The sequence below is a fragment of the Yersinia sp. 2466 StPb PI genome (genome assembly GCF_041538325.1).
Lineage (GTDB): Bacteria > Pseudomonadota > Gammaproteobacteria > Enterobacterales > Enterobacteriaceae > Yersinia > Yersinia enterocolitica_E.
In genome coordinates this window covers 2804309-2829108 of sequence record NZ_JAULSL010000001.1, presented here as the reverse complement: position 1 = coordinate 2829108, position 24800 = coordinate 2804309, and the positions used below count along the sequence as shown (strand labels likewise).

Genomic DNA, 24800 nt, shown 5'->3' with positions numbered 1-24800 from the left:
GATTGATCCTTCTCCGATAGTCAGCTAACCACCTTTATTCTTGCTGCAATTAGGTTTAAGTGTTAAAAAACCGCCGCAGATTCATTTATGAAAGCGCTGTTTAGCACGTTAGTGCGTAATAGGTGCGGCAGAGGATAGGATGGAACAGCAGTTGCAGGATTCAACACTAAAACGCGGTTTAAAAAATCGACATATTCAACTGATTGCCTTGGGTGGTGCGATTGGGACCGGATTATTTTTAGGGATAGCTCAGACGATTAAGATGGCTGGCCCTTCAGTGATACTCGGCTACGCCATCGGTGGTTTTATCGCTTTTCTCATTATGCGTCAGCTCGGTGAGATGGTTGTCGAAGAGCCAGTTGCAGGTTCATTTAGTCATTTTGCGTATAAATATTGGGGCGATTTCGCTGGCTTCTTATCTGGTTGGAACTACTGGGCGATGTTTATACTGGTTGGTATGGCTGAATTGACCGCCGTCGGTATTTATATTCAATACTGGTGGCCAGAGATTCCCACCTGGGTTTCCGCTGCTGTATTTTTTGTCTTAATAAATGCCATCAATCTTATTAACGTACGAATGTATGGTGAAACTGAATTCTGGTTCGCAATCATCAAGGTTGTTGCCATTATCGGTATGATTGTGTTCGGTGCATATCTGCTGGCTTCCGGTACTGGTGGGCCTGAGGCATCGGTTACTAACCTCTGGGCACAAGGTGGGTTTATGCCCCATGGCTTGAGCGGATTAGTGATGGCGATGGCGGTGATTATGTTTTCTTTTGGTGGCTTGGAGATGGTTGGCATTACGGCCGCTGAAGCTGAAGATCCCCATCACAGTATCCCTAAAGCAACCAATCAGGTTGTCTATCGCATCCTCATTTTTTACATCGGTTCATTGGCGGTACTGCTTTCCCTATATCCGTGGGGCAAAGTGGTTGAAGGCGGTAGCCCCTTTGTGATGATTTTCCATGCGTTAGATAGCAATTGGGTTGCAACAATCTTGAATGTAGTGGTTTTGACCGCCGCGCTATCGGTTTACAACAGCGGTGTTTATTGTAATAGCCGCATGTTATTTGGCTTGGCATCGCAGGGGAATGCGCCTAAGTTGTTGACCCGAGTTAATAAACGTGGCGTGCCTATTCTGTCAATCGCACTTTCGGCGTTGGCCACCTCAGCCGGTGTTGTTATTAACTATGTTATGCCGGGCAAAGCGTTTGAACTGCTTATGGCGCTGGTTGTTTCAACATTGGTCATTAACTGGGTGATGATTTGTTTAGCTCACCTCAAATTCCGGGCTGCGAAGGTGCAAGAAGGCGTAGAACCGCGGTTTAAGGCGCTATGGTACCCATACGGTAATTATCTGTGCCTGGTGTTTCTGTCGTTGATTCTGGTCATTATGTATCTCACTGATGGTATTCAGATCTCAGTGCTAATGATGCCAGTTTGGGTTGCGCTATTGTGGTGCGGTTTTATACTCACTCGGCGTAAACATAAGCGGCATAAACTGGATGTAAATGACTCAGATGCAGCCTGATTGAAGTGTTAGCATAAAAGTGCCGGGCGATTAACTGTATGAAAAATCAAGCCCGGCTGTTATCACCTAAGACGCTATTTGTTGTGTTTAAATAATCAGCAATAAACTAAGCGGATACTCAGCATAGTTTTAATTGATGAGAACTATCGTATTTTTTTGGATCAATTAACGCTAATTGAGATTAATTCTTAATAGTCGCCTATAACCACTTTAATTGCATGGTTTAAATAGTTAAATAATAGAGTCCATTAGAATTGCCAGCGCATCCAGGTAAACAAAACATTACCATTATTATAAGTGCCGGGAATATAGGTGCTTTGTAGTGAAAACTTATTATATTCAATAGAAATAAGTGGCAAAGGCAATGGGACAGGAATGTAATAATATTCATGACGTGCGGTAATGCTGGCGGTAAAGCCTACGCCAAAACGCCAGCCGTCCATCGCTCCCGGTATCCACATTTTTTGATAGCCATAACCTATAATGGGTTCAATTTGGTTGTGCGAATCCATAAATGCCATCGCATACACAGAGTGCCAGTTGTTATCCTCATCATAGCGATACTTGCCATAGCCGATACCCCATGGCCGCTCATTGTATGACTCTATCTTGTCATCATCGTAGGTCCAGCGGTTGTGCCAGGTATTCAGCGGGATATACAGCTCCTGGTTTGGTGAATCCCAGGTAAGCGAGATGTTGCTCGTCAGGCGTTGCCACAAGCTTTCATTGCTGGTTTGCGGGTTATGCTGCCCTATAGATGTCGGTGTTGGCTGATAGTCTTCCTCCGCCAATACAGTAGCGGCCTGACCCCACCATAAGCTACTGAGAATACAGGTGTTGATAATATATTTACAATTCATAACATGGCTCTCTGATGCCCATAAGGCGAAATAAGATATCTGTGCATCAGATAATCTTTGTACTTATCAAAATAAGAGTGATTAATAGATTATTTATAATTGCGTGGAGCTTATAATCTCGAACCTAAACCACACTATAACGATAAAGTAATTTAGAGTTTTCAACTGTACATCAGTGCTATTAAATTCTGTTTCAGAAAAGTTAAGAATATATCAAGAGGAATTTCTCACACTAAATGTAGGTGGACTAGGCTACATTTCACCCTGGTGAATTAACTAATAATGCGTGCTTTAGGCGATATTCATGCAGATTAAATAAAGTGCTATCGCACCTTGTTGGTGCGATGCAGCTAATTTTTCTCGTGTATTGCACCTATATAGCACAATACCAGTCCATATGGAGAGCCAATCTTTTAGTATTAAATTTGGCATTTGAGTTTATATTTTTATATAACAAGGGGCTCTCCTTACTGTTGGGGGTAGGTTGTGCAATTGTGCTTCATAACAAAGTCGCCAATAAATTATTTCTGATTTTTGAGCAAAGATAAGATTCAAACTATAACCTGATATTAAGTAAGGGGTTAGCTAGCAAGCTTGCCCCTGTGACAGTCACTAGATGAAGAGAGTGAGCCGTCAGCGCTGGGGAGGGATATATTCAATTATTATATATTTAATGCTAATAAAATTTATACCACTGTGATTTTCGGTTCGATGCTGGGGATGGAAAACAGTAAATATCCACGTAAGCAGTATTATAAAAAGTGTTAGCTGAAATGTTAAAAACCAGTAAGAAAGCGCGATAGGCCAGTATAAAAAAATAGAGCAGAAAATACGATGACCTTCAACAAATTTCAGCATATTTACGCATTCTTTATGAGCAAGCGTTTCAAATATGTGCGACAGGTTCACCCTTGATTAAAAATGGCTTGCCATCGAATACAGAGTATGTGATAACGCATATGGGTAAAACGAGGTACAGTTCTGTATATGTGTGGCATTTTCAGTAAAGAAGTTCTGAGTAAAGACGTTAGCGTTGAATACCGCTTCTCTGCCGATCCTTATCTTAGTGCCTCAAGCAGTAACGACTCTAGTTTGTCTATGTAAACGCCTACGGGCGAGTTAAACAATCCAAAGGAAATACTCAAGATGGCAAAGATCAAAGGTCAAGTTAAGTGGTTCAACGAGTCTAAAGGTTTCGGTTTCATCACTCCAGCTGACGGCAGCAAAGATGTGTTCGTACACTTCTCTGCAATCCAGGGTAATGGTTTCAAAACCCTGGCTGAAGGCCAGAACGTAGAGTTCGAAATCCAAGACGGTCAGAAAGGTCCGTCTGCAGTAAACGTTACTGCAATCTAATCAGCTCTTTTGCTGTAAAAACCCGCCTTTGTGCGGGTTTTTTCGTATTCAGGGTGCGATAAGTATTATCTATCCGTTAAGGCAAAATAATTAAGCCGGAATGTTGATTACGGCCTTTAATCCCTGGATGGGTTGGGTCAATCGCTTGCTGCTGGCTGGTTCGGCGGAAACTGGTATATTTGAAGTGACTTTTATTATCATCATGTTGAATAGTCGTACAAATAGTACAACTGCCCACATGATCGACTTGATGAATACCTGCACTTCGTAATTGGTGTTCAGCAATGGCCGCTAAGTTGAGGTGGCGAAAACGGGGTGAAATGATATTTTTAGCCAGTGGTAATTTATTAGTAAACCTTTCGACCAACTCCTCATTGACTTCATAGCAGCAAGACTGTGCGGCAGGCCCGATGGCTGCAACCCAATTTACAGGGTCATCATCGCGCGCAATACGCTCAACCATCTTTAAGATAATACCATCAAATAAGCCCCGCCAACCAGCATGAACCACCGCAATGGCTCTCCCTTGTTGTTGGCTAAAAATGATTGGCAGACAATCAGCCGTCAGAACGGTCAATAAAATGCCTGCTTGAGTGGTATAGAAACCATCGGCTTCACCACACTCTTGTCCCGGGGCGGTCACATCGATAATCGTAGTGCCATGAACCTGCTTTTTAATGGCTTGTGAAGCCTGATCTGGCAAGAGGCAGGAAGGTAGCAGGGCCGATTTATTGCCAAAACCATGGCAGAGGGTGGTGATCCGGCTAAGTTGTGGTGAAAAATCAGTCATAGAACCTACCTAATGAAGAAAAAGAACGCCACTCAGTGTAAGCCGATTTTTAAGTTATTGACCAGTCACCTTTTCTTTTAAATCGCCGTTAGTGAATTGTTGCAAAAGAATGCATCTTGTATCACTGTTTTGGCACCCGTTAGTGTCTGGGATAGGGTTTAATGGCAGCTATGATGCTCGCTATTCTCCAGGGTTGATCTTAATGATTCCTAAACCAAAAACTGACAGTAATAACTTTATTCGTTGGCGCTTTGGCTTGTTGTGTAGTTGTATTTTAATGTCACTTTTTGGCCTGCTGGCACGGGTTGCCTGGCTGCAAGTTATTGAACCGGATCCGCTGGTAAAAGAAGAGGACATGCGTTCAGTGCGTGTGGTGGCAACACCCAATACACGCGGTATGATAACTGATCGTGGCGGGCATCCGTTGGCGGTCAGTGTCCCGGTCGAGGCCATTTGGGCTGATGCCAAAACGGTACTGGAAAAAGGCGGGGTAGGTACTACCGAACGCTGGCAGGCATTGGCACAGGAACTCAATATGCCAATAGGTCAATTAATCAACCGTATCAATCAAAACCCCAATGCCCGTTTTATCTATCTTGCCCGACAAGTTGAACCTAATGTTGCTGAGTACATTCAACGCTTGAAACTGCCCGGTATCGCGACCAAAGCGGAGTCACGGCGTTTTTATCCGTCCGGTGATGTGGCGGCCAATTTAATTGGTTTCACTAATATAGATGACCAGGGTATTGAAGGCGTAGAAAAGAGCTTTAACTCGCTATTAAGTGGCACCGCTGGCAGTAGAGTGGTACGTAAAGATCGCTTTGGCCGAGTGGTTGAGGATATCTCTTCTACTGATAGCCACCCGGGACAGAATGTTGAACTCAGTATTGATGAGCGTTTGCAGGCTGAAACATCCCATGCGCTGACCAATGCTGTCATGTTTAATAAGGCTGATTCTGGCTCCGCAGTGGTTATTGATATTAATACTGGCGAAGTCTTGGCGATGGCCAACTATCCCACCTTTAATCCGAATAACCGCGCAGCCACGGCGGAAGAGAATTTTCGTAATCGGGCTATCAGCGATATTTTTGAGCCGGGTTCGACAGTCAAACCGATGGTGGTAATGACTGCATTACAACATCATCTGGTAAAGCCAGACAGCGTACTGGATACCCATCCTTATGTGCTGAGTGGGCACCAAATTAAAGATGTGGGTTTTTATCCCGCGCTATCGTTGACCGGCGTATTGCAGAAATCAAGTGATGTTGGCGTCTCTCGTCTGGCGTTGGCAATGCCGTCTTCGGCATTAATGGAAACCTATGCGTTGTTTGGTTTGGGAAAACCGACTCAGTTAGGCCTTACCGGTGAAAGTAGCGGGTTAATGCCACAGCGGCAACGCTGGAGTGATCTGGATCGTGCTACCTTCTCTTTCGGTTACGGCTTGATGGTGACGCCGCTGCAACTGGCTCGAGTCTATGCCACCATCGGCAGTTTCGGTATTTATCGGCCATTATCGATTACTAAGGTCGATCCTCCGGTGTTAGGGCTACGGGTATTCCCCGAGGATCTGGTGCGGCAAGTGGAACATATGATGGAAAGTGTGGCGCTGCCCGGCGGTGGCGGAATGAAAGCGGCCGTCAGGGGATACCGGGTTGCCGTTAAGACGGGGACTGCTAAGAAGATTGGGCCAAATGGCCAGTATATTGATAAATATGTGGCTTATACCGCGGGTGTCGCGCCTGCCAGCCAACCCCGTTTTGCATTGGTGGTCGTGATAAACAATCCGCAAGGCGGCAAATACTATGGCGGCGCGGTTTCTGCCCCGGTATTTAGCGATATTATGGGGCAAATTTTGCGCACCATGAATGTTGAACCTGACGCTATCCCGGCAGGGATGGTACACCATAGCTGATATTCGACCGATTTATGGCGTTAAACAGTGGCTTGCAACGGTGGAAGTGCTTCTTTAGACTAACGTCGTGTCTGTCCGCGATTCTGGCGGTTATTTGTCTGTCATCTGGAAATCAACCATGTCTTATCAGTGCCCCCTTTGTCATCAGGCTTTGCAGCTTAGCGTGCAGCAGTGGCGTTGCAGCAATAATCATCAGTTCGATTGCGCCAAAGAGGGTTACGTCAATTTGATGCCAGTGCAGCACAAGGGATCGAAACAACCAGGAGATAGCCCGGAGATGATGCAGGCCCGGCGGGCATTTCTTGATGCGGGATATTATCAGCCCTTGCAGCAGAGGGTCTGCGAGCTTCTGGATGCAGCGTTACCACTGGATGCCACCATGTTGCTGGATATCGGTTGTGGTGAAGGTTATTACACCGGCGCTGTGGCAGATAGGTTAAATCGGCGGCGTCAAATGGCTGTTTTCGGTTTAGATGTGGCAAAAGTCGCCGTAAGGTATGGCGCAAAGCGCTATCAACAGGTGAGTTTCTGTGTAGCTTCCAGCCATCGCTTACCTTTTGCCCATAACTCGCTTGATGCGGTATTAAGGATTTATGCACCGTGCAAAGCGGCGGAGTTATCACGTACCGTGAAACCTGGCGGGATTGTGGTTACTGTTGCCCCTGGGCCGCGTCATCTCTATCAGTTAAAAGCACTGATCTACCCAGAAGTACAACTCCACGGTGATGCACAAGAGCACCTTGAGGGGTTTGACTTGCTGAGTTGCGAAAAACTGGCTTATGAAATGAAACTTCCGGGTAAGCAGAGTTTTAATTTATTGCAGATGACCCCTTTTGCCTGGCGGGCATCAATCGAAATGGGGCAGGAGTTGGCTGCGCGGCAGGCATTTATCTGTGAAACTGACTTTGTCATTGCGTTGCACCGCCGCAGAGAAGAGCCTACGGCTGAAATTGCAGCCGTGAGCAGTGACCAATAGTCTATGCTGTTAGCGTTGGCCTGACAGTGTTCGGGCCACGAGTCTTATATAAATTATATCAATCCAGATTTGATTTTTAAAAATCACCAATACCTTAATATTAGCTAACTCCCCTAAGGTAAACTCTCATTATTATTTTAATATATTTATAGTGTGACATTCCCTGGTGTAGAATCATTAATTAACTTAAGTCAAATTCATGGTTTTTTTATATTTTACTGAAGTGGTTTATTTAAGATCTAAGTTTCGCCAGGTTCGACCACCGGATTCAGTCACCAGTATAGAGGGTATGAACCGTACCTCCTCGGCAATTTTTAGTGCTAAATCAGCGACCTCTTGTTTGTTTAGTGTGCCACTGCCATAATTGAATTCCCCTTCAGGCAATTTATAGACTTTTTCCCGACCAATAAGGCGGGTAAAGCCGGCATCAATCATTTTCTTATTAAGTGACTCGTAATCGCCTTCCACTGCATTATGCAAAACAACACTAACCGTAAAGTACGGCATATCTATTTGTTCCAAGCTATAAGATGATTATCTTTATATAGCACAGCACTGACAGCGATATTTTGACCAAAGTCTAATTGCGCGACATACAAACCAATAACCCTGATAAAATTGTGTCATTAAGGGCGGTTGAGTTAATGCGCTTCTGATGATTGGTCAATTTGATGAGTGGGTGGCAGTCATCGCCACCCAGACAAGAAGGGTTTAGAGTGAGAGTGATAGCCGGTTACGGCCTGCGTGTTTTGCTGCATAACAGGCGATATCTGCCTGACGCATGGCTTGTGCGGCATTCTCAGTTTGGCGAGTTAGCGGGACGGCGCCCAGACTTGCGGTAAATGTATACGATTGACCGTGCCAATGAAATTGGATGGCGGCAATATCGGCAACCACAGATTCCAGAATGTCTGTTGCAGGCTTGTTTTGACAATTAAACAACACGATAGCAAACTCATCGCCACCTAAACGGGCAACAATGTCATTTTCACGAACGGCTTGTTGCATGGTTTGTGCCACCATTCTCAGCACCATATCCCCAGCTTCATGACCTGCGGTATCGTTAACATCTTTGAAATAGTCTAAATCGACATAACAGAGGATATGCTGCTCGTTATCCCCCAATTGGCTGATTGACTGGGTGAGCCGCTCTTCCAGTCGACGCCGATTAATCAGGCCAGTTAGCATGTCATGATTGGCCTGATATTGCAGTTCGCGCTGTGCATGGCGGGCGCGAGTCACATCCTGAAATACCACGACCGCGCCAGTGAGTATATTGTCACGATCGCGGATCGGCGAGGCAGAACAGCGAATCTCTTGCCGTTCTCCTTGGCTTGATAATAACTGGCTGCCTTCTGGTAATAAGGTATTGCGCCCCTCGGCCAAACACTGATTGAAGGCAAGTAACTGATTTTTATCTTGCAACGGAGACCACAAAATAAAAACGTCTTCAATAGGCAAACCGCAGGATTCATTTTGGCTACGCCCGGTCATCTCTTCGGCTTTGGGGTTCATCAGTACCACACGGCCTTCTGTGTCGAGGGAGATAATCCCCTCCTGGATAGATGACAACACCCGATGCAGTTGCTCGCGCTCTTCATAACGCGCGACCTCACTGGCGCGCAGTGCATCTTCGCGTTGTTTGCGCTCACTCATATCACGGATTATTTCGGCATAACCGAGAAGTTTCCCATTATTGTCATGGACTACTGTTATGACTGTCACTGCCCAGTAGCGCGTCATATCTTTGCGAACCAGCCAGCCCTCACGCTCCATTCGACTCGTCGATGCTGCGGTCTTCAGCAACTTCTCCGGTAACCCGGCGGCAATATCCTCGGGTAAAAAGAAACAACCGAAATGCTGACCAATTATCTCATTACTGGCATAGCCAATATTCCGTTCAGCACCGTGGTTCCAGGTACTGACCCGGCCCCAAGGGTCAAGCATTAAAATAGCGTAATCCTCAACAGTATCAACCATTAAGCGAAAACGCTCTTCACTGATGCGCAGTGCTTCTTCTCGTTGACGACGCTCGGTGAGATCACGGACAATTTTGGTAAATCCCAACAGTTTGCCACTGTCATCATGCATTGGGTTAATTGCTACACTGGCCCAATAGCGAATACCGTTTTTGCGCACATGCCAGCCTTCGCTCTGGTAATTACCTTCTGCGGTGGCTTTGGCGAGTGATTTCTCCGGCACCCCAGCAGAAATATCCTCCTGTGTGAACAGCAACGCAAAATGTTCACCGATTATTTCATCGCTGGTATAGCCTTCATTCCGTTCTCCACCTTTATTCCAGGTGAGAATTCGGCCATGAGTATCGATCATGTAAATAGCATAGTCTTCAACTTCACTGATCAGATGACGAAACTGTTCCTCACTCTTTCGCAGCGCATTTTCGCGCTGCCATTTATCCGTCAAGTCGCGGGTAACATGGACGAATCCCTGCAAAATATGGTCTGAATCATGCAGCGCACTCAGCGTAATATTACCCCAAAAACGTTTACCATTCTTACGCACCCGCCAGCCCTGGGTTTCATAGTGGCCAAACTGATTGGCATGTTGCAGCCCTTTGGTCGGTAATTTGTTCGCCAAATCCTCTGGGGTATAAAACAGTTCAAAAGATTGACCAATAACTTCTTCGCTAGCGTAACCGGCATTGCGTTCTGCGCCACTGTTCCAAGTGAGGATATGTCCTTGAGCATCAATGATGTATATGGCGTAGTCATCAACGGCTTCAATCAAGAGTCGGAAAATATGATCGTCAAATGATGCTGGATGCAAAGCCATTCCTGTATTTCCTTGAATTAATATTCAGCCACCTTTGGCTGAGCGGATCGAGAGCCAGAAGGGTTAATCTGTTATTGCGGTAAAAGTAATGTAGCAGTCTATCGCTAACAGATGAAATTAGGTAATGAGAATTTTCTTACCAGAAATAAATACACGATAAGAATTGTAATGGATATGAGGGTTACGCTTATCAAGCCTGTCACTACGGGACTTCAGGTAAGGAACTGATGTCAATATAACAGGGAGAAAGAATAAATCGCCTTATTAATAATAGGGGGTGGCGTGAATAACCCATAAAAATTGACTTAAGTAGGGAAGGGGAAATTAGTCTGGTCGTATATAAAAGTAATTTACGCAATCATTTCCCCTCATTTGGGGCCATAAGATTACCGACCGAGATCATGTTCATTACATAACTGATCTAATTTTTTCACGATACAAAAAATAACCCCGCAGAAGTGCAGAAATGCTTGCATCGGCAACTGTTATCAGGATAATTCTGAATCCTTATAATAAGCATTCTCATTATTAACAAAATTGCAAACTTCAGGGGCATCAACACGATGAATCAAACTATCTCTACCCGCGCAAATCAGAAGCGGCTTGCACCACGTCTTTTGTGCGTGATGATCGGTGCGGCATTAGGGACTTTGTCTGCATCTGTATGGGCAGCAACAGCCACAGACAATACGGCTGAAAGCAGCAAAAAGGCTAGCACAACAGCTGATGCCACTCAGGTTGATAGCAGCAAAACAACGGATACTATTACCGTGGTCGGGACGCAAGAGACCTTCCGTGCCGGTGGTAATGATCTTATTCCAACCTATCTGGACGGTCAGGTAGCTAACGGTGGGCGTATTGGCTTCCTGGGGCAGCAAGATGCGCGCAACGTACCTTTTAATGTGATTGGCTACACATCTAAATTGGTAGAAGACCAGCAAGCGCGGACACTGGCTGATGTGGTCAAAAACGATGCTTCAGTACAGAACGTGCGCGGCTACGGTAATGCTTCACAGAACTTCCGTATTCGTGGTTTTAATCTCGATGGGGATGATATCTCGTTCGGCGGTCTGTTCGGCGTACTGCCACGTCAGGTGGTTGATACCAGTATGGTCGAGCGAGTTGAAGTGTTTAAAGGCCCGAACGTATTTGTAAACGGTATTTCGCCGAGCGGCAGCGGTGTGGGAGGGATGATTAACCTGGAGCCTAAACGTGCCGGTGATACTCCATTGACGCGTGTTAGTGTGGATTATACTTCTTCTGCCAAGGTTGGTGGTGCGTTGGATGTCGGTCGCCGCTTTGGTGACAATGACCAATTCGGTGTGCGGGTTAATGTGCTGCACCGCGAAGGCGAAACGGCGATTCATGATCAGAACGAGCGCACGACCGCACTCTCAACCGGTTTAGATTACCGTGGTGACCGCGCCCGTACTTCTTTAGATATTGGATATCAAAAACAAACCGTTCACGGTATGCGTACTGATGTTGCCATTGGTAGTGCGACGGTGATTCCAGAACCACCGGCAGCCACCTTAAACTATGGTCAGCAGTGGGTCTATACCGATATGGCAACCACCTTCGGTATGCTGCGTAGTGAGTATGATTTAAGCCAGAACTGGACGGTATACGGTACCCTCGGTGCCAGCCACAATGACGAAACCGGGCAATATGGCTCACCAACGCTGACTGATAATAATGGCAACGCCACCATCACCCGTCTGTATGTGCCTTATGTTTCGGACTCTATTGCTGGTTTAGGGGGGATTCGTGGTCATTTTGAAACCGGCCCAGTAACCCATAAGATGAATCTCGGTTATGCCGCTAACTACCGAACGGCTAAATCTGCCTGGAATATGTCAGGACCAGTAGACACCAATATCTATAACCCAGGGGTAATCCCATTCCCCCCAACTGCTTTTGCTAGCCCTAATCAAGACCCAACACTAAACAGTCAGGTTCGGGCCAGTAGCATCTCGGTGTCGGATACCCTGTCGGCAATGGATGATAAAGTGCAGCTGATGCTGGGGCTGCGCCGTCAGGAAGTGGTTATTCGCAATTTTGACAGTGGTGTACCAGACAGTAAAAACGTGCAAGATGCCATGAAAGTGACACCGGTATATGGCTTGCTGGTTAAACCGTGGGAAAATGTTTCCCTGTATGCTAACCACATTGAAGCATTATCGCCGGGGAAGGTCGCGCCTTGGTATACCGCCAATGCGGGTAATGTTACCGGTATTATTCATGCTAAACAGAATGAAGTTGGCGTGAAATTCGATAACAAGCGCTATGGCGGTACCTTGGCTCTGTTTGAAATCACCAGACCTGCCGGTGCCATTGATGCAACAACCAATATCTACGCCTTGGGTGGTGAACAGCGTAACCGCGGCGTTGAACTGAACGTATTCGGTGAACCGGTATTTGGTACTCGTCTGTTAGGTAGTGCCGTGTGGTTGGACCCGATACTGACCGAAGCGCAAAGCAGCCAAAATAATGGTAATTATGCTGTGGGTGTGGCTCGCTATCAGTTAGTGTTTGGCGGTGAGTACGATATTAAAGCAGTAGAAGGTTTGACGGCTACTGGTACTGTCACACGTTCTGGTTCGCAGTATGCTAACCAGGAAAACACCTTAAAACTAAAACCATGGACCCGTCTGGATCTGGGCATGCGTTACACCATGCCGCTGAAAGAGACCAATCTGATCTGGCGTGCGAATCTCGAGAACGTGACCAACGAACGTTACTGGGAGTCGGTTGAAGATACCGGTACTTATATGTATCAAGGTAATCCGCGTGAGCTAAAACTGTCTGTTTCCATGGACTTCTAATCCGAGGTTGATGCCCGTTTGCTAAGCGGCATCTGAACCATAAAAAACCCCGCGATTCTTTGAATGCGGGGTTTATTTTTGCCCAATGATTTTATCGGCAGAATAGACGCGTTTTAGCCATTAAGCGACCCGATAGATGTGCTCATACAGAATATTAAAGCCGATCGCTATCAAGACTATCCCACCAATGATTTCGGCACGCTTACCCAATAATGGGCCAATATAACGGCCAATCAGCATACCTAAGGTAGCCATAATCATGGTCGCCAGACCGATCGCCATGGCGGTGTGGACAATATTCACTTGTAAGAAGGCTAAACCGACACCAATTGCCATGGCATCAAGGCTGGTAGCAATTGCGGTCATGACCAAAACCCAGAAGCTGTGGCTGCGCATTTTTTCAGTCTCTGCAACTTGTTGTTTCGCACCCTCAAAAATCATGCGGCAACCAAGAATAAACAGCAGACTGAAAGCAATCCAGTGATCCCATTCCAGAATATATTGACTGGCGAACAGGCCGATACACCAACCTATGAGTGGGGTGATAGCTTCTATTACGCCAAAAATAAGGCCAGTACGTAGTGCTTCTCGAAAACGGGGTTTGTGTAGACTGGCGCCTTTACCAATAGATGCAGCAAATGCATCCATAGACATAGCAAAAGCAAGGATAAGAGTTGCAGATAGATTCATAGCAATAAACTCGGCCGGGCGGCTCCATATACACGTAACCCACCCCCAACCTAACGACGGAGCTACGTGTCTATGGTCTCGCCAACCTTACCTGGCTACCCGTACCACGTTTCAATAGATGAAACGAGTATGTTGATACGGGCGTTTCTGCTTATCAATAAATACCCTTCAATTACGTTAGGTACAATTGCACAGAAACCGGCTACTCCCCATGAACGGCGCAACCTTAACATATAAATTATTATAGCGACAACCCCAAAGATAATAAGACAAATTACTATTACTGATAATGATTTTCATTATCGAGATTTTTGTGCGAAATAGTACATATAAACATCGATAACAATGTGGGAATAAGCAGGATAAGAGACAAGAGTCTTGCTGGGAAATTAATCAGTTGAGTAGGCACTCAATAGACCTATTTCCCAAGGATGTTGTTTTGTTATTGATTTTCAAGGAAAAAATTATAGATTTTCTCTAGGTCATCTAATTGTTTAACCTGGATTAATAATCTGCGCTGCTCTAAATCAATGACTAAAATTCCATCTTCAGATAAATTCATACTTTTTATTCGGCTATATTCAATAAAAGCATTAGCGTAGAAGAAACCGGTATTTTTAAACAATAATTTGGGCCAACGGATATAAGAGATATAAACCGCAATGAGCGCTAAACCCACTAATAAATAGGTGGTTAACGGTGCACCATTCGCCATGACATTATTGTAAATGAGGATAGCTATCAGTCCGACAAAGATGGCGCAGTCGATTTTGCTTTTACGTTTTAAGTGAACTTGCAGCCGGGTCTTCCCTTTCATCATGTTCATGATGAATTCATCATAAATAGCATAAGCGAGCAGTAGGGCGATAAAAACAATTAAAACGAGATCAGTAACCGACATGCAACAACTCCCAAGAGATACATCCCCATCATCTTTCAAACCACAGGTGTGTTGCTGCCACCTTCCTGCACTTTGAAATCTATTGGGTATTGGTATCTACCCTAAAAAAAACCGGGAGTAAACCCCCGGTTTTTACCAAATCTAATCAGAACATTAAGGTGCCAGGAAGCCAATCCAGTAACCGAAGATACCGATGGCGAAGAAGCCCATAATAATCCACAACGCGTTAACTTTACGACGTAATAGCCACATACAGCCGAACGTTAACAGTAATGGCACCAAACCTGGCATCAACTGGTCAAGAATGGTTTGCACCGTAGTTACTGTGGTCTGACCATTCTGATTGGTTATCTTGGAAACCACCACCGGTATGTTGACGTGGGTCCACTTGTTAACCAAGGCCCCCATAACAAACAGGCCGAGGATAGACGCCCCTTCAGTCAGTTTTTGCAGCAGGCCACCGTCCATATCGCTGACGATATTGACGCCTTTTTTATAGCCATAGGCCACACCGTAATAACGGGTCAGCAAACGTACCAGGTTAAACAGTACAAAGAACAGTAATGGGCCAAGTAAACTGCCGCTCATTGCGATACCGGCACCAAGAGCTGCCAACACCGGGCGCACAGTACCCCAGAATATTGGGTCACCGACACCTGCCAGCGGCCCCATCAGACCGACTTTTATCCCGTTAATTGCCGCATCGTCAATCTCGGCACCATTGGCTTTCTGCTCTTCCATCGCCAGCGTTACGCCCAGAATTGGCGCGGCAACGAAAGGTTGGGTGTTGAAGAATTCCAAATGACGTTTGATTGCCTGCTTACGCTCTTCCGAGTTCTCAGGGTATAAACGACGGATCGCCGGCACCATTGAGAAGCAGAACCCCAGCGCCTGCATACGTTCGAAGTTCCACGACCCTTGGAAAAGGTTAGAGCGGATAAACACCCCGCGAATATCAGCAGGCGTGAGTTTCTTTTCACCAGTCGCTGTGGTTTTATCAAGCACAGTTGTTGTATCAACCATTTCTCTCACCTTTTCCTAGTCTAATTCGTTATCAAGGTCATTATTGGACGGGCCAGACTGTACAACCTGAGACTTGTTGTATTTAGGACTGAGCTGGATATAAAGAAGGGCCATAACCACACCAATAACACCCAATGCCACCAGGTTGAAGTTGGTAAATGCGGCGGTCACAAAACCTAAGTAGAAGAATGGCATCAGGTAGCCGGCACGCATCATGTTGATAACCATGGCGTAACCTACTACGACGATCATACCACCGGCGATATTCAGGCCACTGGTAACCACATCAGGAATCGAACTGAGCAGCATCTGAACTTCAGATGTCCCAACAGACAGGGCAACGATCAGGGCAGGGATAGCGATACGCATCGCCTGCAAGAACAGGGCTGAAATGTGGATCCAGGTTATCGCTCGTAGGCTGCCACGTTCGGCGGCTCCGTCGGCGGCGTGCTGGAAGGCCACAGTAATGGTACGGACGATAATGGTTAATACCTGACCGGCTGCTGCTAGCGGAATAGCCAGTGCGATACCTGCACCGATGTCTTGGCCACCTGCAATAACTAGAATAGTAGAGATAATCGAGGCTAACGCGGCATCAGGCGCTACTGCGGCCCCGATGTTCATCCAGCCGAGAGCGATCATCTCTAAAGTACCACCGATAATAATACCGGTTTTCATATCACCTAAAACCAGACCTACCAGAGTACAGGCGACCAGGGGACGGTGAAATTGAAACTCATCCAGAATGGAACCCATCCCGGCGATACATGCAACTATGAATATCAGCACAATCTGAAGAGTTGTGATCTCCATTGTACTTCTCCTATGACCAAAAAAGCTGAGTAAAAATAACCGTGTTCCAAACAGAACAGGGCATTACCTTTCTACGTAGTTTTTAATAAAGCTATTTATTAAGTTTGCTGATTAAATCCATCATCTTGAGTCGGCTATCCGAAGAGACTTTCCGAACTTCCAGCTCAATACCACGGGCATTTAATTTATTAAAAGCTTCAATATCTTTTTCATCAACGGAGACCGCATTATTCACCTGGGTTTTACCCTGACGGAATGCCATACCACCGATATTGACTGACTTGATGTCTACACCACCCTCAACCACACGGACGACGTCAGTTGGGTTAGTAAATAACAGCATGACCCTGTCTTTGGCATATTTCGGGTTGTCATAGACGCGAATCGCTTTTTCAACATCAACGACGTGCGCGGTGACGCCGGGAGGAGCAACTTGCTTTAGCAACGTACTGCGCATTTTGTCAGCAGCAACTTCGTCGCTGACGACAATAATACGATTTACGTTAGTTTCTTTGGTCCAGCGGGTGGCAACCTGACCATGTATTAAGCGGTCATCAATACGCACCAACCCAATCTTCATATGATCATTGGGGCCTAAAGCGACGGCTGGGGCCGCGACTTTACGTGCAGCGGCAGGGGGTTGCGGTTGAGTGGTAGCCACATCAGGTTCGACGGTTTTTAATGCTTTAACTCCCTCACGACCGGTTTGCACCGCGATTTTAACCAATTCAGCAAATGATGGGTTATCATCACGAGCCATAAAGGTTTCAACCAGCATCGGGATATTAACCCCGGCAACGACCTCATAATTTTCTTTATCAGTAACAATACGACTGGCAGCGTTAAACGGGCTACCACCCCAGGTATCAACCAGGAATAGAACACCACTGCTGGTATCAAGCCCGGTCAATTTACCGTTGTATTTCTCAATCAACGTTTCGGCATTTTCACCGGGGACGAAATCGATATAAGCGACGTTAGCTTGTTCGCCTAAAATCATTTCAGCTGTTTTCAGCAGTTGTTCTGCCGCAGCCCCATGTGTGCCGATGATAATAGCTATACTCACTCGCTACCCCCTCTGTTAACTCAGAATTGAGTCCTAGCACGTAACAGAAAATCCAGTAATCACCCACAGCATTTCGGTATACATTGAATCTATTATGATAGTCACAATATCAGCGTACTGCTGATGATTTATTCGCAACACAAATGAATCGATTCAAGTAGGCCGCTTAATGTTGTTGGATGTGATTTATTTTAGTCAGTGAAAAAATAAATTATGTGACGCTGTTCATTTATTCGGACATGTTATGAATGATTTAGCTTACTTGGGTAATTAATCGACAGTTATATAAACGACATAGATGTATTCAGTTGGGCTGCTAGCGTCATATTAGACTTTTTGTGTTAACTATTTGTGTAATCGGTATAAAAATTGATTCATAACCACTTTTCGGTGAGGGATAAATTTCAGGTATAGAAAAATAGAATCGCGGCTGATGATGAACCTTAAGGTGATGAGATGACTGTTTATCGTGGGTCAGGTAATAAATCCCCCTATGCTGATAAAAAAAATCCTGATAAAGTTAACGGCTCTATTAATTGTCAGGAGTTAAGGGCCTCAGCTCTCCCTATGGACTGTCACCGAAGTTACTGTTTATTTAGCGTTAATACCCAACCAGTGGGTTTAAATCTGGTTACTCAATCACGCACCTTTGCTGCGTATAATCTCACCCAATCTTTCTGCGTATCTATACTGACAACCGTGCTACGGCGTTTTGCTGTATCTGTTGCAGTGCGCACATCATCTAAATCGTGTTCTTATTTTCGGAGTCTGACATGGAATTTCTAATGGACCCCTCAATCTGGGCAGGGTTATTGACACTGGTGGTGCTGGAAATTGTTCTGGGTATTGATAACCTGGTCTTTATTGCCATTCTGGCTGATAAACTCCCCCCCAAACAAAGAGACAAAGCGCGAATCATCGGGCTGTCGCTTGCGCTGATCATGCGCCTGGGGCTGTTGTCGGTCATCTCCTGGATGGTCACGCTGACGACACCACTGTTTAGTGTCGGCAGTTTTAGTTTCTCGGGACGCGACCTTATTTTGCTGGTGGGGGGGCTGTTTTTGCTATTTAAAGCCACCACCGAGCTACATGAACGGCTGGAGGGTAACCAGCACGATGACAGTGCCAATCGAGGCTATGCCAGCTTCTGGGCAGTAGTGGCACAGATTGTGGTGCTGGATGCTGTATTCTCACTCGATGCAGTGATTACTGCGGTGGGGATGGTGAATGACTTGGCGATTATGATGACTGCGGTTGTCATCGCCATGGGCGTGATGTTGTTGGCATCGAAAACACTGACCCGATTTGTCAATGCCCACCCTACGGTGGTGGTGCTGTGTCTGAGCTTCTTGCTGATGATTGGCCTGAGTCTGATTGCTGAAGGCTTTGGTTTCCACATTCCGAAAGGCTATCTGTACGCAGCCATTGGCTTCTCTATTCTGATTGAGCTGTTTAACCAGATTGCGCGCCGTAACTTCATTAAGCATGAGTCACGTTTGCCAAGACGCCAGCGCACGGCTGAAGCCATCATTCGTTTGATGGGGGGGCGTCAGCAGCAGGAACCACAAAATGGTGACTCGCAACAGATGATACCTACCGAGGCATTTGCACAAGAAGAGCGCTATATGATAAGTGGTGTGTTGACATTGGCATCCCGCTCGATGCGTAGTGTGATGACACCACGGACAGAGATATCCTGGGTCGATTGTAATCGCTCACAAGAGGAGATCCGTGAGCAGCTCTTAGATACACCACACAGTTTGTTCCCGGTTTGTCGTGATTCATTGGATCAGATAATCGGCGTGGTTCGCGCCAAAGATCTGTTAGTTGCCATTGAGCGAGGTGACTCTATTTGTGAGTTTGCGGCGACAACGCCACCGATTGTGGTACCCGATACCATGGACGTGATTAATCTGTTGGGTGTATTACGCAAAGCAAAAGGCCGCTTAGTGGTGGTCAATGACGAATTTGGTGTGGTACAGGGTCTGGTAACACCACTTGATGTGTTGGAAGCCATTGCCGGTGAGTTCCCGGATGAAGATGAAACACCAGACATTATCACTGACGGTGATGGCTGGTTGGTGAAAGGAGGCGCGGATTTACACTCTCTGGAACAGGCTCTGGACTGTCACGAACTGGTAAGTCCGACCGCCGATTATGCCTCACTCGCCGGGATGCTGCTGTCTCACTCAGGCCATATGCCAACCGCCGGGGATGTGGTTGAACTGCATAACCTGCGTTTTGAGATTATGGAGGTTTCGGATTACCGTATCGAGTTAGTGCGAATCACCAAACTGAATAACGAACTGGAAGAGTAACACTCTAACAACGAAAAGAGTTTCGGCTAATGCGGGTCATCTTAAGGTGACCCGCATTTTTTAATGGATATTTCAGCGCTTTTTAGTTCGTTTAATTTATCAGTCTGATAATTTTTAAATTATTAGACTGATAAATAATACTCATCACACTATTAATTGTTTTTTAATAGACGAAACAATTATAGTTAACTGTGTTTTTTATTGTTAATTTCCAGGCCTGCAATTTAAATAAAACTGATATATATAATAACGAAAGCAATAATACTAAAACCCCAGTAAATACTGATGACTATTAAAATAAACAATTACTCATTAAGTTGTTCACAATCAACAGGTTATGTTTATTTTGCGTGTGAATGGAAACAAGTAATAATTAATTAAAATAATAACGCCAAATAAATTGATATATACTATGCTTAAAATCACTTAAGCAAGTCAATGCTCAAAGCAGTTATATGGGTATCTAAATAGAATTTAAGTAGGCATTGAAAATAGTTTAAAATATTGGTTTTAATCTATTTTAAAATGCCAGAATAGAAATTAACTTTCTGTTTTTGATGCCGTATAACCTATATTTTCACCATTCTACCCGCTCGTGATGGAGGTTCTATGAGAAAGATAGTTTTTGTTCTTGTATTAATGCTGTCTTCATTTGGTACATTCGGCCAGGAGACGGCGTCAAGGGCGCTTAGTGATGCATTATCGACACCCATCGCCGCTGAGGTAAATAAAAAAGCGTGCGATACTCAGCCTCAAATACCTCAAGGAGATATTGATTGGTCTGTGTGTTGTGAGATATGTTGCATTCCCGCATGTTTTGGTTGCTAGGCATAACAGTTATTTTTAATCTTTTACTGTGCATCAAGGGGCGCACCGGCATCCCCTTGATGAACACGATTTTTTCAATGTAATAAATTAATTACATTGTACTTTGATAGCCAGACCGCCACGGGATGTTTCGCGATATTTGGCATTCATATCTTTACCGGTCTCAAACATGGTTTCGATAACTTTATCGAGGGAGACGCGTGGATCACTGGTGCGGCGCATCGCCATACGTGCAGAGTTAATGGCTTTTACTGATGCGATGGCATTACGTTCAATACAAGGCACTTGTACCTGGCCGGCAACCGGGTCACAGGTCAGCCCCAAATTGTGTTCCATGCCAATTTCAGCGGCAATACAGACCTTTTCTGGGCTGGCACCCAGTAATTCAGCCAGACCTGCGGCTGCCATTGAGCAGGCAACGCCCACTTCACCTTGACAGCCTACTTCAGCGCCAGAAATAGAGGCATTCATCTTGTACAAAATACCGACAGCACCTGATGACAGGAAATAGCGGATAAAGATTTCCGGGGTGACCGGCTCAATAAAGTGGTCGTAATATGCCAGCACTGCGGGGACGATACCGCAAGCGCCGTTGGTTGGCGCGGTAACAACACGCCCGCCAGCCGCATTTTCTTCATTAACTGCCAGTGCAAACATATTGACCCAATCAATAACGTTCATTGGATCACTGGACAGGCTATCGGAAGAGACTAGCAGGCGGCGCAATGCGGAGGCACGGCGCGGTACACGCAGAGGACCCGGTAATACGCCCTCGGTGTTCAGACCGCGATCAATACAGGCGCGCATGGTCTGCCAGATAGCGGTGAAATAGGCTTCAATCTCTTCTTTGCTGTGCATCGCCAGCTCATTCTGCATCACCATACCGGAGATAGACATGCCGGTTTGCTTGCAGTTTGCCAGAATTTCTTCAGCAGAATTAAATGGATAGGGCACGCTGACGGCATTTACCGCAGCTTTGCCGAAATGCTCTTCATCAACGATGAAACCCCCACCGATTGAATAATAAGTTTTGCTCAGCACTTTCTCATCACCGGCAAAGGCGTGGATTTGCATGCCATTTTCGTGCAGTGGCAGATTATCGCTGCGGAACACCATTCCGCCTTCCCGTGGGAAATCAACTTCACGCAACCCATTGGCAAGCATCAATTTCTGGCTTAATCCCACATCACGGATAAAGGCTGGGATGCTGTCGATATCCACGGTGTCAGGCATATTGCCGGCTAACCCCATAATAATGGCGATATCGGTGTGATGACCTTTCCCTGTCAATGAGAGTGAGCCGTAAACATCAACGGCAACACGCGTGACAGATGGCATCAAGCCCTGAGTCACCAGCAAATCAGCAAACTCCTTGCCAGCTTTCATTGGCCCAACAGTATGAGAGCTGGATGGGCCGATACCAATCTTAAACATGTCAAAAACGCTAATCACGCTATAACTCCTTAACAACGCATTTTGTTATTCCCAGTGCATATGAATGTGACTGAGAATATCTATATTAAGTATAAGAGTTCTGTGGATAGCAGCAGGTTACTTCGCATGATAAATATTTATACATGAAGTATTGCCATCACAGACCCTTGTTTATTTGGGTCCTACTGGTGTTAGCCGCATCGATTTGATGCCGCAACAGTTACATATCACGATCAATTTAGGGCTAAAAAACGATCAAAAACCATATGAAATTAACTACATATGGTGTCTGCCTGTGTTATCACCCACGAACTAAATCGAGAGCAGCTTAGGATGACATCAGTGGCGCTCACTATCAGGTTTTAACCTTACATTTTTAGTGGTTTATAGTGATGAATGTTATTTTACAGATATTTCATAACGCTGACAGGCCAGTTTACAGTTTTTTTAAAATGGTTGTGCAAGGAAAGTAGAGTAAAAATCGATGTGATGGGGTGATAGGGATCGCTTTATGCTGTAATTCAGCTTTTTTAGCGGCAACGCTGTGAGGTGTGTCACTCATTACCCATGCTTGAGTGATGGTTTTAGATTAAATACTCACCTGTTGTGCCAGCCGCCGGATAATTGCCGCCGTCAAGCCCCAGACAAACTGGCTCTCATACCAAGAAAGATAGACCCGGTGATTGACACCTCCACGATGGATATCCAGAGAATAGTAGCGTGAAAGGCTAAGCGCCTCGTGTAAGGGCATTTCAAACAGACCAGCCACCTCTTCTTCATTAGCATGAAAGGCAATATTAGCGGGGATCAAACCAACAATCGGGGTGACCTGATAACCACTGGAACTGTCTAATGGCGCCAGTTGCCCGAGGACATGTACCGCCGAAGCAGGAATAGCGACCTCTTCTTGCGCTTCACGCAGTGCGGTATCAATCAGTGAACTGTCTTCCCTGTCTGCTTTGCCGCCGGGGAAGGCGACCTGACCGGCATGTTTACGCAGATGATCAGAGCGCCGTGTCAGCAGTAAAGTAGGCTCTGGTCGACAAATTATCGGAATTAAAACCGCGGCATGGTGGCTATTGGCCGTAAAGCTGCCAGCTTGGGGCAGTTGCAGTTGAAACCGGCTGATAAATTCAGACAAAGTTTGCCCGATAAATAATTCACTCACAGAATGGCTCGCTTATAAGCTGTCTTTTTCAACGCCAGGCATTTCCAGTTGCGGCAAAATGCGGGCGATTTTATCAAATGTTTCCTGATATTCAGCCTGCTCCTGGCTATCAGCCACAATTCCTCCACCGGCAGAACAATAGATTTTGCCGTTTTCGGTCAACAGCGTGCGGATGGTGATGTTGGTATCCATCGTACCACAGCAACTAATATAGCCAATGTTACCGCAATAGGCATTGCGCCGCTGTGGCTCCAGTTGTTCGATGATCTCCATGGCACGAATCTTCGGTGCTCCGGTTATTGAACCACCGGGGAAGCAGGCTCGAAGCAGCGCCGTCGCCGGGCATTCAGCAGGCAGGGTCGCGGTAATGGTGCTAACTAAATGGTGCACTGCCGGGAAAGGCTCAACAACAAATAACTCAGGCACCCGCACGCTACCTGGTTGTGCCACACGGCCAATATCGTTGCGCAGCAGGTCCACTATCATCAGATTTTCAGCCCGATCTTTCGGTGAGTTAGCTAACCGTTCAGCCTGCAAGCGGTCCTGCTCGGGGAGCTCCAAACGTGGCAGTGTGCCCTTGATCGGGCGGGTTTGAATTTGATGGTTTTCCAGCCATAAAAAGCGCTCCGGCGAGACACTCAGTATGGCGTTGTGTGGCAAGCGGATAAAGGCCGAAAACGGTGCGCGATTACTGCGACTCAACGACAGAAAGGCTTGCCATTCATCACCTTGATATTCAGCACTGAATCTCTGTGCCAGATTAATTTGATAGCAGTCACCACTGTGCAGGTACTCTTGAATCTGGCGGAATTTTTCGCCATATTCCGCCCGCGACATATTGGCCTGCCATGGGCTGGTCAGTGTGAATGACTGGGGAGCTTTAGGACTCTGTTGCTGCTGTAGCCAGAGTAGGCGCTGCTCGGCATCCCCATGACACACCAGCGTCAGCTTCTGCAAATGATGGTCGGCAATCAGCGCCCAGTCATACAAGCCGACCGCCATATCCGGTAATGCGATATCTTGTTCGGCCAGTGTCGGCAACTTCTCAACTCGACGGCCCAGGTCATAACCAAATAACCCCAATGCACCGCCCAGAAATGGCAGGTCAGGGTGTGATGGCAGTGGCAAGGCGAATTTATCGAGCTGCTGCTGTAATAAACAGAAGGGATCTGCCGGGGAGCAGACTCGGCCTTGCGCGCTGATTATCTCCGTTTGCAGGCCCCGAGTGGTGAGTGTTACCTGCGGGTCAGCGACCAATATATCAAAACGATTATGAGCATGTTCTGCGAATCCCGAATGCAGCAGCATTGCCCAGCTTTGATTGGCGAGTGGAGCAAATTGTTGGAGCAGGGCGTCAGGCTGATAAGGCAAGGCTTTGATGGTCAGGGATTTCACACTCATGAGTCACTATTCTTTTCTTTCGGATGGACATATTGGGGGCGCGATGACGCAGTTCGCAGCGCGCCGCAGGGAAGATTAGCATAAATTGGCGGGCGGGTCGTCTGGGGCAGTCAAT

At 46.2% G+C, this 24800-nt stretch carries 20 protein-coding genes; 8 read left to right on the top strand and 12 right to left on the bottom strand.

Annotated features, from left to right (window positions below):
• Nucleotides 1–139 precede the first annotated feature (139 nt).
• Entirely contained in the window at nt 140–1531 is a 1392-nt protein-coding gene (locus Q2T72_RS12830) for an amino acid permease (RefSeq protein WP_372569267.1), read from the top strand.
• 248 nt (nt 1532–1779) lie between these two features.
• Here Q2T72_RS12830 and pagP read toward each other — a convergent pair whose 3' ends face one another.
• Entirely contained in the window at nt 1780–2391 is a 612-nt protein-coding gene (gene pagP, locus Q2T72_RS12825) for a lipid IV(A) palmitoyltransferase PagP (protein ID WP_083158584.1), read from the bottom strand.
• A 987-nt stretch (nt 2392–3378) separates the two neighbouring features.
• On the opposite strand from pagP, the gene Q2T72_RS12820 reads away from it, so the two are divergent.
• The gene (locus Q2T72_RS12820) at nt 3379–3495 is read left to right on the top strand and encodes a DUF2627 domain-containing protein (RefSeq protein ID WP_002211058.1); all 117 of its coding nucleotides are present in this window, start codon (nt 3379–3381) and stop codon (nt 3493–3495) included.
• A 42-nt stretch (nt 3496–3537) separates the two neighbouring features.
• Nucleotides 3538–3747 carry a transcription antiterminator/RNA stability regulator CspE gene (cspE, locus tag Q2T72_RS12815; protein ID WP_002221949.1) on the top strand — a complete coding sequence of 70 codons (210 nt, stop codon included), beginning with the start codon at nt 3538–3540 and terminating at the stop codon, nt 3745–3747.
• Between the two features lie 76 nt (nt 3748–3823).
• Here the strand turns inward: cspE and pgeF are convergent, their stop codons facing one another.
• Nucleotides 3824–4537, bottom strand: coding sequence for a peptidoglycan editing factor PgeF (gene pgeF, locus Q2T72_RS12810; RefSeq protein ID WP_372569266.1), 714 nt, complete (start codon nt 4535–4537; stop codon nt 3824–3826).
• A 202-nt stretch (nt 4538–4739) separates the two neighbouring features.
• Between pgeF and ftsI the strand changes: the two genes are divergently transcribed.
• Both ftsI and rlmA read left to right on the top strand, forming a co-directional pair.
• Nucleotides 4740–6449: a peptidoglycan glycosyltransferase FtsI gene (gene ftsI, locus Q2T72_RS12805; RefSeq protein ID WP_083158586.1), complete on the top strand. Its 1710-nt coding sequence runs from the start codon at nt 4740–4742 to the stop codon at nt 6447–6449.
• Between the two features lie 118 nt (nt 6450–6567).
• On the top strand, nt 6568–7425 hold the full coding sequence (gene rlmA, locus Q2T72_RS12800; protein WP_083158587.1) for a 23S rRNA (guanine(745)-N(1))-methyltransferase: 858 nt from the start codon (nt 6568–6570) through the stop codon (nt 7423–7425).
• A gap of 228 nt (nt 7426–7653) precedes the next feature.
• Here rlmA and Q2T72_RS12795 read toward each other — a convergent pair whose 3' ends face one another.
• Together Q2T72_RS12795 and Q2T72_RS12790 are read right to left on the bottom strand one after the other, a co-directional pair.
• A complete protein-coding gene (locus tag Q2T72_RS12795) occupies nt 7654–7932 on the bottom strand; it encodes a hypothetical protein (protein ID WP_083158588.1) in 279 nt (92 codons plus the stop codon).
• A 204-nt stretch (nt 7933–8136) separates the two neighbouring features.
• A complete protein-coding gene (locus Q2T72_RS12790) occupies nt 8137–10218 on the bottom strand; it encodes a PAS domain S-box protein (protein WP_372569265.1) in 2082 nt (693 codons plus the stop codon).
• Nucleotides 10219–10781: 563 nt separating this feature from the next.
• On the opposite strand from Q2T72_RS12790, the gene Q2T72_RS12785 reads away from it, so the two are divergent.
• The gene (locus Q2T72_RS12785; protein ID WP_372569264.1) at nt 10782–13043 is read left to right on the top strand and encodes a TonB-dependent receptor; all 2262 of its coding nucleotides are present in this window, start codon (nt 10782–10784) and stop codon (nt 13041–13043) included.
• A gap of 120 nt (nt 13044–13163) precedes the next feature.
• Here the strand turns inward: Q2T72_RS12785 and mntP are convergent, their stop codons facing one another.
• The 5 genes from mntP to manX all read right to left on the bottom strand — a co-directional run bounded on the left by mntP (nt 13164) and on the right by manX (nt 17536).
• Nucleotides 13164–13733, bottom strand: a complete 570-nt coding sequence (mntP, locus tag Q2T72_RS12780; protein ID WP_083158590.1) for a manganese efflux pump MntP — start codon at nt 13731–13733, stop codon at nt 13164–13166.
• Nucleotides 13734–14175: 442 nt separating this feature from the next.
• Nucleotides 14176–14634, bottom strand: a complete 459-nt coding sequence (locus tag Q2T72_RS12775) for a DUF986 family protein (RefSeq protein ID WP_083158591.1) — start codon at nt 14632–14634, stop codon at nt 14176–14178.
• Nucleotides 14635–14787: 153 nt separating this feature from the next.
• Nucleotides 14788–15657 (bottom strand): PTS mannose transporter subunit IID, encoded by an 870-nt coding sequence (locus Q2T72_RS12770; protein ID WP_083158592.1) that lies wholly within the window; start codon nt 15655–15657, stop codon nt 14788–14790.
• Nucleotides 15658–15672: 15 nt separating this feature from the next.
• Nucleotides 15673–16470: a PTS mannose/fructose/sorbose transporter subunit IIC gene (locus tag Q2T72_RS12765; RefSeq protein ID WP_004701713.1), complete on the bottom strand. Its 798-nt coding sequence runs from the start codon at nt 16468–16470 to the stop codon at nt 15673–15675.
• Nucleotides 16471–16561: 91 nt separating this feature from the next.
• Entirely contained in the window at nt 16562–17536 is a 975-nt protein-coding gene (gene manX / locus Q2T72_RS12760) for a PTS mannose transporter subunit IIAB (protein ID WP_083158593.1), read from the bottom strand.
• A gap of 773 nt (nt 17537–18309) precedes the next feature.
• On the opposite strand from manX, the gene Q2T72_RS12755 reads away from it, so the two are divergent.
• Nucleotides 18310–19854 carry a TerC family protein gene (locus Q2T72_RS12755; RefSeq protein WP_083158594.1) on the top strand — a complete coding sequence of 515 codons (1545 nt, stop codon included), beginning with the start codon at nt 18310–18312 and terminating at the stop codon, nt 19852–19854.
• Between the two features lie 609 nt (nt 19855–20463).
• The gene (locus Q2T72_RS12750) at nt 20464–20682 is read left to right on the top strand and encodes an ST-I family heat-stable enterotoxin (protein ID WP_072086298.1); all 219 of its coding nucleotides are present in this window, start codon (nt 20464–20466) and stop codon (nt 20680–20682) included.
• Nucleotides 20683–20769: 87 nt separating this feature from the next.
• Here Q2T72_RS12750 and Q2T72_RS12745 read toward each other — a convergent pair whose 3' ends face one another.
• The 3 genes from Q2T72_RS12745 to pabB form a co-directional block, all read right to left on the bottom strand.
• Nucleotides 20770–22134, bottom strand: coding sequence for an L-serine ammonia-lyase (locus Q2T72_RS12745; RefSeq protein ID WP_083158595.1), 1365 nt, complete (start codon nt 22132–22134; stop codon nt 20770–20772).
• A gap of 571 nt (nt 22135–22705) precedes the next feature.
• Nucleotides 22706–23284 carry a CoA pyrophosphatase gene (locus Q2T72_RS12740; RefSeq protein ID WP_083158596.1) on the bottom strand — a complete coding sequence of 193 codons (579 nt, stop codon included), beginning with the start codon at nt 23282–23284 and terminating at the stop codon, nt 22706–22708.
• 12 nt (nt 23285–23296) lie between these two features.
• Entirely contained in the window at nt 23297–24685 is a 1389-nt protein-coding gene (gene pabB / locus Q2T72_RS12735) for an aminodeoxychorismate synthase component 1 (RefSeq protein ID WP_083158597.1), read from the bottom strand.
• Nucleotides 24686–24800: the final 115 nt, after the last annotated feature.